The organism is Paenibacillus sp. WLX1005, assembly GCF_046603685.1.
Taxonomy (GTDB): domain Bacteria; phylum Bacillota; class Bacilli; order Paenibacillales; family Paenibacillaceae; genus Saccharibacillus.
Genome location: NZ_CP176756.1, coordinates 5,384,833 through 5,398,511 on the forward strand (window position 1 = coordinate 5,384,833; position 13,679 = coordinate 5,398,511).

Annotated in this window: 11 protein-coding genes and 1 pseudogene; 7 read left to right on the forward strand and 5 right to left on the reverse strand. The window is 44.5% G+C overall.

Annotated elements, in window-relative coordinates:
* Positions 1–19 precede the first annotated feature (19 nt).
* A complete protein-coding gene (locus ACE3MZ_RS23030) occupies positions 20–916 on the reverse strand; it encodes a helix-turn-helix domain-containing protein (protein ID WP_411344401.1) in 897 nt (298 codons plus the stop codon).
* A 130-nt stretch (positions 917–1,046) separates the two neighbouring features.
* Between ACE3MZ_RS23030 and ACE3MZ_RS23035 the strand changes: the two genes are divergently transcribed.
* Positions 1,047–3,089: a beta-galactosidase gene (locus ACE3MZ_RS23035; RefSeq protein WP_411344402.1), complete on the forward strand. Its 2,043-nt coding sequence runs from the start codon at positions 1,047–1,049 to the stop codon at positions 3,087–3,089.
* Between the two features lie 103 nt (positions 3,090–3,192).
* A complete protein-coding gene (locus ACE3MZ_RS23040; protein WP_411344403.1) occupies positions 3,193–4,581 on the forward strand; it encodes an MFS transporter in 1,389 nt (462 codons plus the stop codon).
* A 241-nt stretch (positions 4,582–4,822) separates the two neighbouring features.
* Here the strand turns inward: ACE3MZ_RS23040 and ACE3MZ_RS23045 are convergent, their stop codons facing one another.
* Entirely contained in the window at positions 4,823–5,410 is a 588-nt protein-coding gene (locus ACE3MZ_RS23045) for an NAD(P)H-dependent oxidoreductase (RefSeq protein WP_411344404.1), read from the reverse strand.
* Between the two features lie 124 nt (positions 5,411–5,534).
* Here ACE3MZ_RS23045 and ACE3MZ_RS23050 point away from each other — a divergent pair, with 124 nt between their 5' ends.
* Complete coding sequence (locus ACE3MZ_RS23050; RefSeq protein ID WP_411344405.1) at positions 5,535–5,963, forward strand: MarR family winged helix-turn-helix transcriptional regulator; 429 nt, start codon at positions 5,535–5,537, stop codon at positions 5,961–5,963.
* A gap of 333 nt (positions 5,964–6,296) precedes the next feature.
* Here the strand turns inward: ACE3MZ_RS23050 and ACE3MZ_RS23055 are convergent, their stop codons facing one another.
* Positions 6,297–7,319 carry an SDR family oxidoreductase gene (locus tag ACE3MZ_RS23055; RefSeq protein ID WP_411344406.1) on the reverse strand — a complete coding sequence of 341 codons (1,023 nt, stop codon included), beginning with the start codon at positions 7,317–7,319 and terminating at the stop codon, positions 6,297–6,299.
* Between the two features lie 260 nt (positions 7,320–7,579).
* On the opposite strand from ACE3MZ_RS23055, the gene lepB reads away from it, so the two are divergent.
* Entirely contained in the window at positions 7,580–8,242 is a 663-nt protein-coding gene (gene lepB, locus ACE3MZ_RS23060) for a signal peptidase I (protein ID WP_411344407.1), read from the forward strand.
* 109 nt (positions 8,243–8,351) lie between these two features.
* Here the strand turns inward: lepB and ACE3MZ_RS23065 are convergent.
* Positions 8,352–9,289, reverse strand: a pseudogene (locus ACE3MZ_RS23065) (IS3 family transposase).
* A 1,286-nt stretch (positions 9,290–10,575) separates the two neighbouring features.
* On the opposite strand from ACE3MZ_RS23065, the gene ACE3MZ_RS23070 reads away from it, so the two are divergent.
* From ACE3MZ_RS23070 to ACE3MZ_RS23080, 3 genes are all read left to right on the forward strand, one after another.
* Entirely contained in the window at positions 10,576–10,974 is a 399-nt protein-coding gene (locus ACE3MZ_RS23070) for a sigma-70 family RNA polymerase sigma factor (RefSeq protein WP_411344408.1), read from the forward strand.
* 115 nt (positions 10,975–11,089) lie between these two features.
* The gene (locus ACE3MZ_RS23075; protein WP_411344409.1) at positions 11,090–11,299 is read left to right on the forward strand and encodes a helix-turn-helix domain-containing protein; all 210 of its coding nucleotides are present in this window, start codon (positions 11,090–11,092) and stop codon (positions 11,297–11,299) included.
* Between the two features lie 185 nt (positions 11,300–11,484).
* Positions 11,485–11,937: a hypothetical protein gene (locus ACE3MZ_RS23080; RefSeq protein WP_411344410.1), complete on the forward strand. Its 453-nt coding sequence runs from the start codon at positions 11,485–11,487 to the stop codon at positions 11,935–11,937.
* Between the two features lie 166 nt (positions 11,938–12,103).
* Here the strand turns inward: ACE3MZ_RS23080 and ACE3MZ_RS23085 are convergent, their stop codons facing one another.
* Positions 12,104–12,376: a hypothetical protein gene (locus tag ACE3MZ_RS23085; protein WP_411344411.1), complete on the reverse strand. Its 273-nt coding sequence runs from the start codon at positions 12,374–12,376 to the stop codon at positions 12,104–12,106.
* Between the last annotated feature and the right edge of the window lie 1,303 nt (positions 12,377–13,679).

A 13,679-nucleotide genomic window follows, 5' to 3' on the forward strand; every position in this document is an offset into this window, starting at 1 on the left:
CTTACAGTAAAGCTTGAATCTACCCCTCCACCGCCCGATACTCTAACGGGGATACGCCCGTCCAGCGTTTGAACTGGCGGCTAAAGTGGGACGCATTTTTGTATCCCAATCGCTTGCTGATGGACTGGATCGACAGCTCGGGCTTTTTGATCAATGCTCGGGCTTCTTTTAGTTTGAGCTGGGACAGGTAATGACGTGGGGAGCAGCCATATACTTTTTTGAACACTTCATAACCATATCCCGGACTCAGCCCGACCGATTGAATGATGCGTTCAATATGCAGCCCTTCGTCGTCCGGCTCATTGTATTCGGGATGCAGCACCTGCTGCTTGAACGATGTTTTGATCATTTCGGCGATTTCTTTGGCATATTTGGAGCTGTTGATGCTCGCCGGATGGACCGGAGCGCCGCTCTGCTCCATCATCCTGTCCAGCAGAATGAGCAGCTCAGACAGCACGATCTGCACTTCCATTTTCGTACGGAACGAATACGGCGTATCGTGATTAATCATATGTACCCAGCGCTTCAGTATCCGCTGCAATTCGCCATTATACTCCTGATCCTGACGGTAAATGAGATCGCACTTCTGCGCCATATTCATAATAAACGGCGCATCATCAATATCGAAATGGGCGCAAAAATACGTCATCCCTTCCGCATGGTTACACTGAATCTCATGGTGAAATCCCGGTGGTATGATTAGAATATCGCCTTTTGCCAGTTCATATGTATCCTGTTCAATGCATGTACGCTGTCCACCTTCCAGCACCCAGATAATCTCAAACGCCAGATGCAGATTGGATGGCACATGCCAGCCACGCTCCACTTTCTGGGTATGGGCGCCGAAAAAACTAATATTCCAATCCAATACTGGAAGACGCTGGGCATTATGCAGCAGTGGGTTATATTCGCTCATCTTCATCACCTTTGTTTTGGGTAAATTGTTCCCCGGGATTGACTATATCCATTTTACATCATATTCCACATAATGAATAACAGAGCTGTAAATAAGCGCTTACATATTTTCTAGAGGAGGAATTGCACGCATGCCTTATACCCCGAACAAACTATATTACGGCGTCGCCTATTATGATGAATATATGCCCTATGATCGGTTGGAGGAAGACATCGCGCTCATGAAGGAAGCAGGCATCAATCTGGTGCGAATCGCCGAAAGTACATGGAGCACGCATGAACCGCAGGATGGTGTATTCGACTTCAGTTCAGTAGATCGCGTATTAGAAGCAATGCACAACGCTGGCATTGATGTGATCGTCGGCACGCCTACTTACGCTGTCCCGACATGGCTGGTCAAAGCCTACCCCGAAGTGCTGGCAACGACCAAGAACGGTCTCGGTCGCTACGGCGCGCGTCAGATTATGGATATCACTAGCCCAGTCTATTTGCGGTATGCCGAGCGCATCATCCGCAAGCTGATCTCCCGTGTAGCGGATCATCCGGCGGTGATCGGGTTTCAGGTGGATAACGAGACGAAGCATTACGGCACGGTCGGACACAATGTGCAGACGATGTTTGTCAAACATATGAAGCAGCGATTTGACCACGATCTGGATCAGCTCAATCATGTATATGGGCTGGATTATTGGAGCAATCGCATCAACAGCTGGGAAGACTTCCCGTCGGTCGTTGGCACGATTAATGGCAGTCTGGGTGCAGAATTCTCACGGTTTCAACGACAGCTTGTGACGGATTTTCTGAGCTGGCAGGTAGAGCTCGTACGTGAATATGCGCGGGACGACCAGTTTGTGACACATAACTTTGACTTTGAATGGCGCGGCTATTCGCACGGGATTCAGCCGGATGTGAACCATTTTGAAGCGTCCAAGTCGCTAGATATTGTCGGCACCGACATTTACCATCCAAGCCAAGGATCGCTGACAGGTAACGAGATTTCCTTTGCCGGGGATGTGATTCGCTCCACTAAGAACAAGCCGTATTTTGTACTGGAAACGGAAGCGCAGGCGTTCAAGCAGTGGGTGCCGTATCCGGGTCAATTGCGTATGCAGGCGTACAGCCATATCGCATCCGGTGCGGTGATGGTGGAATACTGGCACTGGCATTCCATTCACAACTCGGCGGAAACGTATTGGAAAGGATTGCTCAGCCACGATCTGAAGCCGAATCCGGTCTACAACGAAGCGAAGATCATCGGCAGCGAATTTGCCCGTTTGTCGGATACACTGACTGGGCTGCGCAAGCATCATCGCGTCGCTATGCTAATCAGTAACGAAAGCCTGACCGCGCTGGACTGGTTTCCATTCGCCGGACGTGCCTTTAGCGGCAATACACCGTACAACTACAACGACGTATTCCGTTTGCTGTATGACCAGCTATACCGCTTGAATATTGGCGTCGATATCATCAACCCGGAAAATGGTCAGCCAGAGGATTACGATCTGGTGATCGTACCGCCGCTATATACAGTGAGCGACGATTATTTGCATCGTCTGAACCGATATGTAGCAACTGGTGGGCATATCGTGTACGCGTTCAAATCCGGGTTTGCCAACGAGCATATCCAAGTCCGCACCGTCTCGCAGCCGGGCATCATTAGCGAAGCTTGCGGCGCGTCGTACCAGCTGTTTGTGGAGCCAGAAGGCACGACGCTCACCAGTGATATTTTACCGTTGGACGGGTTACATACCGAAGTCCGCGAATGGATGGAATTGCTCGTACCCAAAGGCGCAGAGGTGCTTGCCCGTTATGAGCATCCACACTGGGGACAATATGCGGCTATTACTCGCAACCGTCATGGCAAAGGCAGTGCGACGTATATCGGATGCTTTACGACACCAGAGGTCATTCGTGCCACGCTGGAGCATATTATGCGTGATATCGGATTGTGGAGCAACGATCAGGAGCTGCATTTCCCGGCGGTAGTCAAGCATAGCGTCAATAAAGCCGGACAGCAGGTGCATTTCTATTTTAACTATTCGGATGAGCCGCTCACCATTCCTTATCCATATGGCAACGGAACCTCCTTGCTGGATGAGCAATCTATTAGCGGCGGAGATGAACTGAAGCTGGAACGCTGGGGCACGGTCATCATTGAGGAACATGTACAGTAAATCAATAGATATGTTGCCAAACATTACAGTGGGCTGTGTAACGAGGATAGAAGAATATGCAGCCCGCTGTCACGTTGGCTTACTTTGAAAAGGAGTGTTGAGTATGGGAGTTATGGCAGAGCAGGCACCAGTGGAGTTGAATGGTTCCGCTGAAAAGATTTCGTTTCGCGAGCGGTTCGGGTACGGGATCGGCGATCTGGCGACCAATCTGATCTATGCGTCGATGGCATCGTTTTTGACTTTCTTTTATACCGATACGGTCGGCATCTCTGCCGGGGTGATCGGCACGATTATGCTGCTGGCGCGCGTGCTCGATGCCGTGCTTGATCTGGTGATGGGTGTAGCGGTCGACAAGACGCGTTCCCGGCATGGCAAGGCGCGCTCATGGATTCTGTGGACGTCGGTGCCATTTGGATTGTCTGCGATTCTGCTCGTAACGGTGCCGGATATTGGGTATACGGGCAAGATTGTATATATCATCGTTACCTATTTGCTTATGAATATTGTATTTACTGCATCTAACATCCCATATGGAACACTCGTATCATTGATTACACGCGATCCGTATGAACGCTCGGTGCTGGCGATCTTTCGCAATTTTCTGGCGACGATCGGTTCAACAACGGTTGGTGTCGTGACGCTGCCGATGATTGCCTTTTTCGGTAATACTCAGCTGGCATGGATCATTACCTTTTCGATCTACGGTGTGGTAGCAATTGCACTCTTTTACTGGAACTTCTTCCATACGAGAGAACGCGTCAAACCGGCTGCGTCTGAGCAACAGACGTTCAAGCTGTCGCTCTGGGTACAGGCAGTGTTGCAAAATAAATACTGGCTCATGATCTTCCTGTTCCTGCTGCTGCAATTCACTCTGCTCAGCCTGAATCAAGGCGTTAACGTCTATTATGCCAACTACATTCTCGGCGATCCCGATTATGTAGGCGCATTAACGCTGGCGCTGTCCATTCCTTCCCTGCTTGGACTGTTCATCATCGCACCCGTCATCAAAAAGATCGGCAAACGCAATACCGCCCTCATCGGACTCGGTTTATCGCTTGGCGGAACACTGATCGTCTTCATTGATCCGACGAATGTAGGGCTGGTCATCTTTGCCACTGTTGTCAAAGGGCTTGGCGGTGCGCCGGTTGGTGCGACTATGTTCGCCTTTCTCGCGGATACGATTGATTACGGCGAATGGGTCAGCGGCGTACGCGCCGAAGGTGTACTGTTCAGCGCAGGCAGCCTAGGGCAAAAGATCGGCATGGGCGTCGGCACCGCACTGCTCGGCTGGTTTCTGAGCATCGGCGGTTATGTAGGCGGCGCAGCAACCCAGTCCGCTGGTGCACTGCATATGATCCAGATGATCTTTATCGTGATGCCCGCCATTATCGTGGTGCTGGAAATTATCGTCATGCTGCTGTACAAGCTGGATCGCGAGTATCCAACTATCATGGAACAACTGGCAAAAGGCAAGATGCGTGGGGAAAGATAATCGTCATATGGAAGAACTGTTAAACTGAAATGATCCTCTATCATCTATCACAGTTTCTTAGGAACGGCATGACGAAACCATTGCATGAGACAGAACGGCGTGACGACATGTTGATCAAATGAACATGGTTCCGAACCGAATGAAGGAAGCATGAATAGGTGTCGCCAATGGCACTTCACTACGAAGCTGTTGTCTTACAATCAAGTAACAGCATATGACAACGTATTGTAGCATTCCTTTCTCAGACGGTGCGGAAATAGCGATATACCTTGTCCAGCTTCTGCGTATGACGCCCTTTCTTACTTTCCATATTGCCGAATTCAAAAAATTTCACTTTGCGAATGCCGATGTAGTTAAACAACGCACGCTTCATCAGCAGTCGATGCGCATTGCCTAGCCAGTATTGCAAATACCCGGTCGGTCCTTGCATTGTGGACACGCAGACGACAGATTTGCCTTTTAACAAGCCTTCCGGCAGTAGATCGCCAGCTTTGCGATATTGAAAAGCAAAACCCGACGCCATCATACGATCAATGAATCCAAGCAGCATCGCTGGCGGACGTCCCCACCAGATCGGATACACAAACACAATTTGATCCGCCCAGCGTATTTGCTCACGGTAATGATCCAGCTCCGGGTCAATGTGCATATCGCGGCGACGCTTATGCTCGTTAAAGATCAGCGCTGGGTTGAACTGGTCGGCGTACAGATCAATCGTGCGAATCTCGTCCACCGCAACATTTTCCTGACTTCCGCGAACGACCTGCTGCATCATCGCATAACAGAGACTATCGTGATTTGGATGCGTGTAAATGATCAATGTTCTCATAGGTGTTACTCCTTTTAGTTATCATTTGATAAACAAAATATAGCAGAGCTTTCATTTACTTGTCAAATGATAATTGTTTTATGATAACCTCTCTGGTATGTTGGTGAAAGAAAGAGGTGATCGTATGCAGGATTCTACACTGTTTCGCCAGTTTATCGGCTTCGTCACATCGGTGCATCACGCCACTGCCGACATGTCCTCCGGCATCCGGCTGGATAACATTACGCCGATTCAATATAAAATACTGGAATATCTCGCCGTCAGCCAGCCGCAAACGCCCAGTGCCATTAGCGATTGCATGCAGATGTCCATGCCTAATACAAGCCGTGAACTGCGCAAGCTGATTGAAAAAAGATTATGCGAAAAGCTATCCGATCCCAATGATCGCCGCAAACAGCTGTTTCGCCTCACCACCGATGGAACAGAGATGATCAACGGTATATTTGCTCAGATTGAAGTGAAGTTCAACGAGCGGATCCAAGGGCTGGATACGCAGGAGCAGCAGGAATTGGAGCAGGCATTGCAGCTGTTGCAGCGAAAAGTATTTTATTGAGTTGGTTTGATATAGGAATGACAATGTACGAGAGCAACAAAAGCCGTCCTTCTGCTGCGTGACAGCGTAGATGGACGGCTTTGTAGTATACAGCGGATTACATGACGGCGATTGATAGCAATCTATCGTCGTCGCTTCATTTTTGAAGAGGAATAGGAATTGGTGGCAAATCGTGCTTCGTATCAACTGTATATTACAGTACCATTTTGCTTGATTCGACTTGCGTTATATCGGGCGAAAGGATACATCCATTATCCTGAAAATACAAAACAGCCATCCGCATACATACGGATAGCTGTTCCTAGCGCTCAACTGTCGCTCATACCAGTAATCTTAATTGCCCTTCTTCACCGTAGCAATCGCCTGTTCCAACGCCGCGATCACCCGGTCCGTCCAATCATCGAATGCAGGATCTTCCTTTTGCAGCTCTGGATGGTCCAAAATATACTGCACCGCACGCTTCAACCCTTGATCCGCACGAATCGTGGCGGTGAAGCCCGGCACCAGCCGTTTCAGCTTACTGTTGTCAAATACGACGGTATGCGCTTTGTCACCGAGCAGACCGCCGCGATAATCCTCATCGCTGCACGCATCGAGGAATTCGGATGAGACATGCACCGCCTTCAGCTCCACGCCAAGTGCGGACGCAATAATCTCATGAATCTGGTTCCAAGTCACTGACTCGTCCGACATGATGTTCACCGCTTCACCAATCGCATGAATATTGCCCATCAGCCCGATAAAGCCTTTGGCAAAATCGTCGCTATGCGTGAGCGTCCAGAGCGATGTGCCATCCCCGTGAATAATGACTGGCTTGCCTTCCAGCAACCGCCGTGCCAGTTGCCAGCTGGATTGACTGCCATGCACACCGACCGGCAGCGAACGGTCGCTGTATGTATGGCTCGGTCGCACAATCGTCACTGGGAAGCCCTGCTCCCGGTACTGCTTCATCAGATAATCTTCGCAGGTAATCTTGTTACGCGAATATTCCCAGTACGGGTTGGATAATGGCGTCCCCTCATTGATCCGGTAATCCGACAATGGCTTCTGATAGGCCGAAGCCGAGCTAATAAATATAAACTGTTTGGTTTTCCCCGCAAACAGACGATAATCCCGTTCCACTTGATCCGGTGTAAACGCGATAAAGTCTGCCACCACATCAAATTCCAAATCTTCAATCAATGCTGCCACATGCTGCTCGTCGTTGATATCGCCTTGCAGCAAATGTGCGCCGTCTGGTAATCCGTTGTTACGATTGCCCCGATTAAGCAAATACAATTCATGCCCTTGCTCTAACAACTGTGTGGAAATCGATTCACTGATCGTGCCTGTACCTCCAATAAATAACGCTTTCATGTTTGCACCTCCAACATAATGGGTCGGTCTGGGCTTACCTTTTAACGATAGCACTCCTGTACCGCTGTTACAAATGATTCCTCACGTTCCGATACAGTACACAAGGATGTCTCAAAATTGGGACTTTACTTCATATTCAATGATCATATATGTTAACAGGGAACACTTACTCCGCTAACATCGATAGAAATCATGGTTACGGAGAGATACGGGCAATCCTTCACAGGATCGAGCCTGCCAGTCGAGAAAGGGGATTTTGCATGAACAGCCAGACACCGGCGGATAGCGCGCCAAAAGAAAAAACATCGGGCGCCGCCAGAGAATTCAAACAATGGGCCATTATGCTAGTCGTGGTCGTATTGGTTGCACTGCTTGTACGCACATTGTTGTTTGCATCGTTTGAGGTACAAGGACAATCGATGGAACCGAATTTTCATACAAATGAGCGCATTATCGTTAACAAGCTTGTGTACGATTTTCACCAGCCTCAACCAGGTGATGTGATCGTGTTAAAAGTACCATCCAAAAATCGCGATTTTATTAAACGCGTAATCGCGGTCGGCGGAGACAAAGTGAGCGTTGAAGGCGACACCGTAACTGTGAATGGCACCAAACTGGATGAACCATACATTGCTGCTCCAGTAGCACATGCCCAGCAGCAAGGCAACTCCTACAACATCAATAACTTTCCAACAACAGAAATTCCAGATGGTACGGTGCCGGATGGTTATCTGTTCGTCATGGGCGACAATCGTTCCAACAGCGAAGACAGCCGCATGATCGGATACATCCCTGTAAGCGATGTGATCGGGCGCGCCGACGTGATCTTCTGGCCCGCCGTCGATATGCAGCTGGTTAAATCGGGCGAAGCGACTCGCGTCGTGAATGCTTCGTCAACAGAGGATAGTCAAGCTGGCAATTAAATTCATCTTTAGGCAATGCACCAACCGGCAACTGAATCGAACAGCAATCTAAAAAGAGCAGCCAATGTGGTCATAGCGCCGTCAAGTGGACAATAAAAAAAGAGAAATTTCAGTAAGCGGCGACTTTTCCCCTAAATTCAATTGGAGAGAAGTCGCCGAGTTTGTTTTGGAAACGTTCCTTGTTGTAAAACAAAACATACTCTGTAATTCGGTTTCTTGCTTGCTACAGATTTTGAGGTCTCTCCAAATACAACTTCTCCGCCTTTACGTGGGAGAAGAACGACTCCATACATGCATTATCATAGCAATTCCCACGTCGAGAATGGCTTCTTGTTAGCTTCTCCTCTTCAAGCAACTTGGCATAGCTCTGTGTTGTATACTGGAACCTCTGGTCGAAATGGAGCAAGGTAGGTCCACATTTCGGTTTCTTCACCGTGTCCATAACAAGTTTTAAGTTATTTCACTCGGAGAGTTCCCAAGCTATAATCTCATTGTTGTATAGATATATCACCACCGAGAGATAAGCAAAATCATGCCCAATCCGGTCATACGTAATATCGGTCACGAGCTTCTCCAGAGGAGCTGCCGCCGAGAATTACCTATTTAAGACATTACGGAACAGAACGGACCGTTTCCGGCCAGCAAAGGGACGTTTCTTGCGAATCACGGAACGAATCTGGAGTTCTCTCATTAAACAGCGTGCCTTTTTGCGGTTCATCACGAGGCCTTCCTTTCCTAAAGCGATTCGCATACGCTTGTAGCCAAAATAAGGATGAAGCAGGTGAATGCTTAAAATATATGCTTTTAGATAAGCATGTTCTTCTACACTGCTAAAATGCTTCTTCGTCCAACGTCCTCGATCATCCTCAAAACTCTCTTCATTTTGTCTTTTCCGTACCCAAGTAATCATCTGGCTCTCACTCTTAATACCAAACTTCTCCATGATCCGACTAGTATATCCAACCTTCTTCCAATCGCAGACGAACAGTCTATTTTTTTCGTTTCTTTACTATATTGATTAAAGGTTTGGTCTTTTTTAGCTGGCATAGCAACCCCCCTCCAGTTTTCAGTGTTGAGTTCACTTTAACATGGCCTCTTTTTTCACTGTCTACCTTGAGGAGATAATACCACCCTGTTACTAGGCAAGTGGTTTTTTATGTATCAAATCTCCCTGCAAAACCGAAATAGATCTGCCTCACTGTAACTAAATCTGGATATAAACGTATATATATACTAAGAAAGTTAATTTGTATCTGTAACCCTAAAGGAGGTATCTCAATTAAAAAAAGGGACCATTGTAGCTCTTTTTATGTTCATCCTGCTGCTTAGTGGCTGCGACAATCAAGCAAATCTGGAGAAAGGCGCCCTGCCAATTCAATATACAGAAACGTCTGCTGCTGATGCGACGGCAGTTGTTGGCTCTTCCACAGAATGTAAGTCGGAGCAAACGATGGAAGCAGAACAAAAACGCATAGATGCATTTAAAAATTAGGAAGTCACATCGATTGAGAACGTATCGATTAATCAGGAACAACAAAGTGAATCGACCAGTGTTTCAGTAAATGTTCAGTAAGCAGATATTTATGACGGATCTGGCGAGCTGTTCCAGCCCGATTATGGTCGTTTTATTGTTGTTTACGTGAAACTTACTAATACCAGTTCCACAAGTTTAGATGTGGAAAATTCCGCTTTTGAACTTGAGACAGTCTACTCCAGAGAAGAAAGTCCCATCAGTCAATCTCTTTATACTACCCATTACAAGTGATTTTCAACTCAGATCAATTTAAAGCCAGGCAAATCGATCACCATAGATTTGGCTTATGATGTGCTCATATTACCCTCTTATGAATTCACTTATCACAAGTTGTTCAGTTCTGCCAATCTGCGCTGGGACTTACAGTTCCAAATGGATCAAAAAAAATCATAAATCCAGTTTTCCTACGCAGGGAGGCGTATGGAAAACTATATCCTTGTTAGAAGAGTTACTTGTCCAAGAGCCCTTCTGTCCTCTTTCTTGGATACAAAGTCTACTTCAGTCAGTCGTTGCGCTCATACATCGATTCGTTTGAAGAGTCTATAGGGATTCAAAACCAATCTATAGGGGATTTTTGCTAGCATGAACTCTCTGGAAAACGATTATGATCCTAAGTTAGTTAGAATTAGCACCACGAATTTTCCTTTATTTACCTAGATATGGCTTTTACTTAAAATCTATTAATGATAATATATAGAAACACTAGTTCCCATTTTTTGAGGGATTAGTTGTAAAAACTCTATTTTATTTCTCTATATTATGTAGGATCAATCTCTTTATAAAGAAGGGAGGGTTTATATTGAATAAGTATGATGAGTTAAATGGTCGTTTTATAAAGTATATGGCCAATCTTATTCACTATAACTCTATCAATTATGACAAAAAGAGACGACTTAAGGACAATCGATTTCCTTTGACGCTAGACAACGATGAAAATCTAGAATCTGTCTTACTTACTATTTATGATTTAGAATCTGTGCCACCAAATTTAAAAGATCACATTACGGATTATTCACTTTATCAAGCTTATGAATCTCTCTCAGCAAAACAACAACAAGTTTTATCTTTTGCCTACGTACAAGCACTAAATGACAAGGAAATAGCTGGAATATTGGAAGTATCCCAACAAAATATATCGAAACACCGCTTAAAAGCTCTAACTAAATTGCGTAGCTTAATAACAGAAGGGGATGAGTGATGATGGAGGACATTGCCACTTTTCTACTTATTAGTTTTGAAAAAAATATCTAATCTAAGCGGTACCATTAATAGCTTAAAGAATGAAATACAAAAAAACGTAAAGCGGTGATTTTATGTTAGCCAAACTTTTAGTGCAAGCACAGCAACACCACGATCTAGAGGCAACGTTACATATCCTAGAATCTTTCACACCAAAGATCAAAGCCTCTTTGCGACAAGTATCTGCTGATCATCGAGATGATTTAAAACAGGAACTCTATGTCAAGATGATTGAGGTTATACAAACTTTTGATATTAGAGGAGACAAAAAAAATAAAAAGTAGGTTGTTATTAAACAAAGTAAATGCTCTTTTATAAGTGTAAGCGAGAAGAGAGGTATAAATATTAACCTCTTATCTCAAAAAATACACCGCTGATTAGTAGATTAAATTGCGGGATACAATTTATCTCTACTACTATCCCAACAGCGAAGTATTACAAAATTCAAACAAAAAAGGAGAAATACATCATGGGCTATGTTTCTACTGAGTACGTTCAACGAGTTACTCTTAACTTGCAAGAAGCAAAAGATGCAGTAACAGTACAAAAAGCTATCATTAATAAAGGTTTCCCTGGACAGACAGCGCAGATGGTTACTGCTATTGGTGGAGTACTTCTGGGGCTTTTATCACTAGTTTTCAAACTCCCTACCTATGTAACCTTTGGAGCGGGAGTATCGTCGACTGTAGCAGGCTTGATACCAAGTGAAAGACAGGCTCTCACGGACATGGCCAGTCAAGGGCTTATTGGACTTCAAAACGCTGTGAATTCAATGGCTGGTACTAATTATGATTTGATCGAATTTGATGTTCCCAAAATCAGTTTTAAAAATAGTGACAGCAGCAAAAACTGGGAGATGGCTACAGGAAATATCAGAGTAATCCGCATGCATAGCAAAAATGGTGGCTGGACTCAAGCATAACTTCAGTATAACTTAACGATAAAAAAATACTAAAATAATAAAAGAACGAAAGAGCTAAGGTTTGTAAATACTTAGCTCTTTCGTTTTTCACGTGTATTGCCGCCACTTCAATGAAGAATAGTATTCCATTGTAAAATCGGCCTTAACAAGGAGCCAATCAAAGAGATTAACTGTTTTTGTTTCCATTTCCAAAAAATTTCTTGATTTTGTTAAGATCAAAATCATTTTCTATTTCATATTGTTGAACAGAATTGTTTTTAAAATCAGTAATCACTAAATATTTTGAATCAGATAGAATCAATGAGAATAAATTTTCGCTTTGACCTTTAATATTAATATAATAATCTTTTTTAGAAGTATTGGGGGATGTACTCACTTTTTTTAACTTTAAAGCAGCTAAAGAATCCAAAATATAATCTATATCCTCCTTATTTTTCAAGATAACTACATCCTCACTTTCAGTCCAGTCCAGTCCATTAACAATAAAGAAGAGATTTCCTTATTTTGAATCTTTTCAATAACTTCTTTTTCAAATGTTGTGTTAGGGAAGATACGATTCTTTATCTCCGCAGAATTAAAAAAGTTAACTATTAATACAGTAAGTATAATAATCAGGATACCATACATAACAGGTCGAAGATTTTTCTTCAAAAAAATCACACTCCTACTAAAAATTAATATGTTCTTTTATTTGCTCTTATTTTCTTAAAATTCCTAAATCGACACTCTTAAAAGATAAGGGGACCATATTGCGATGATTAATGGCTTGGAGAAATGTAGGCGTTAATAAAGGTTGAGACCTGTTTACCAATCTATGAATACACATTTGTATGATCGCATGTTGCATATCAACACCATTCCCTCGACGGTTTACCCTCCCATTAATCTTTAATAGCCTCTCGGCATTCGCAAAGACAAATGGGACAAGGGTTTCAGTTCCTCTGGATGACCGATCTTTTACTCTTGGACAAGTATTCTCCTCAATCGAATCACCCTCGGATATCCTAACACTAACAATATGAATATCATAATTGTTTAAGCCTTTTCCTCGCTAGTTTGGATAATAATCCATACCTTGCGTAAATGTTTCAGACTTATCTCATCCATCACATCCTGAAAATAAAACGGCACTCAACAACATCACTACAACAAGCTCCTTTTAAATACTACATCCCCCTTTCATCTTCCTAGCAGAAATTATATCAGAGTTATTTGACAATGAATTACATAAGATTAACATTATTTATACCTGTGGTGCTAGTTCTAACTAATATGAAAAATAGGTTTTTGATTTGTTTACGTTCTCGTCGCATCCAGCATGTAAAAACTGGCGTCTATTGTTCTTTTTTGTTATTCGAACGAATTGGCACACAAAGAAGTACGCTGAAGCGAATCTGGAGTTCTCTCATTAAGCGGCGTACCTTTTGTGATTCACCACGAGGTCTTCCTTTCCCAACGCGGTTCGCATATGTTTGTAGCCAGAACAAGGATGAAGCCGGTGAATGCTCAACATATGTACTTTTAGATCCGTATCCCGATCTGCTCGTTTCTCTGAGGATAATATTCTTCTTCCATTTGTAGTAAACTTCACGAGAAATTTCACACAATCAAACCACAAGTGCCCACTTGCTTATTTCTCGAATGGACTGGCACCGGGTCTCGAAATCCAGCTTCCCTCTCCGTGCAAATTCAGATTGAGATTTTTTAAATATTCTACCTGCACCTTTAGATAAGCATGTTCT

What these genes read in the sequence shown, in the direction of transcription:
- ACE3MZ_RS23075 (WP_411344409.1), top strand. Translation starts at nt 11,090, where the DNA reads ATGTTAGCCAAACTTTTAGTGCAAGCACAGCAACACCACGATCTAGAG.
- ACE3MZ_RS23080 (WP_411344410.1), top strand. Translation starts at nt 11,485, where the DNA reads ATGGGCTATGTTTCTACTGAGTACGTTCAACGAGTTACTCTTAACTTG.
- lepB (WP_411344407.1), top strand. Translation starts at nt 7,580, where the DNA reads ATGAACAGCCAGACACCGGCGGATAGCGCGCCAAAAGAAAAAACATCG.
- ACE3MZ_RS23045 (WP_411344404.1), bottom strand. Translation starts at nt 5,410, where the DNA reads ATGAGAACATTGATCATTTACACGCATCCAAATCACGATAGTCTCTGT.
- ACE3MZ_RS23040 (WP_411344403.1), top strand. Translation starts at nt 3,193, where the DNA reads ATGGGAGTTATGGCAGAGCAGGCACCAGTGGAGTTGAATGGTTCCGCT.
- ACE3MZ_RS23030 (WP_411344401.1), bottom strand. Translation starts at nt 916, where the DNA reads ATGAGCGAATATAACCCACTGCTGCATAATGCCCAGCGTCTTCCAGTA.
- ACE3MZ_RS23035 (WP_411344402.1), top strand. Translation starts at nt 1,047, where the DNA reads ATGCCTTATACCCCGAACAAACTATATTACGGCGTCGCCTATTATGAT.
- ACE3MZ_RS23050 (WP_411344405.1), top strand. Translation starts at nt 5,535, where the DNA reads ATGCAGGATTCTACACTGTTTCGCCAGTTTATCGGCTTCGTCACATCG.
- ACE3MZ_RS23055 (WP_411344406.1), bottom strand. Translation starts at nt 7,319, where the DNA reads ATGAAAGCGTTATTTATTGGAGGTACAGGCACGATCAGTGAATCGATT.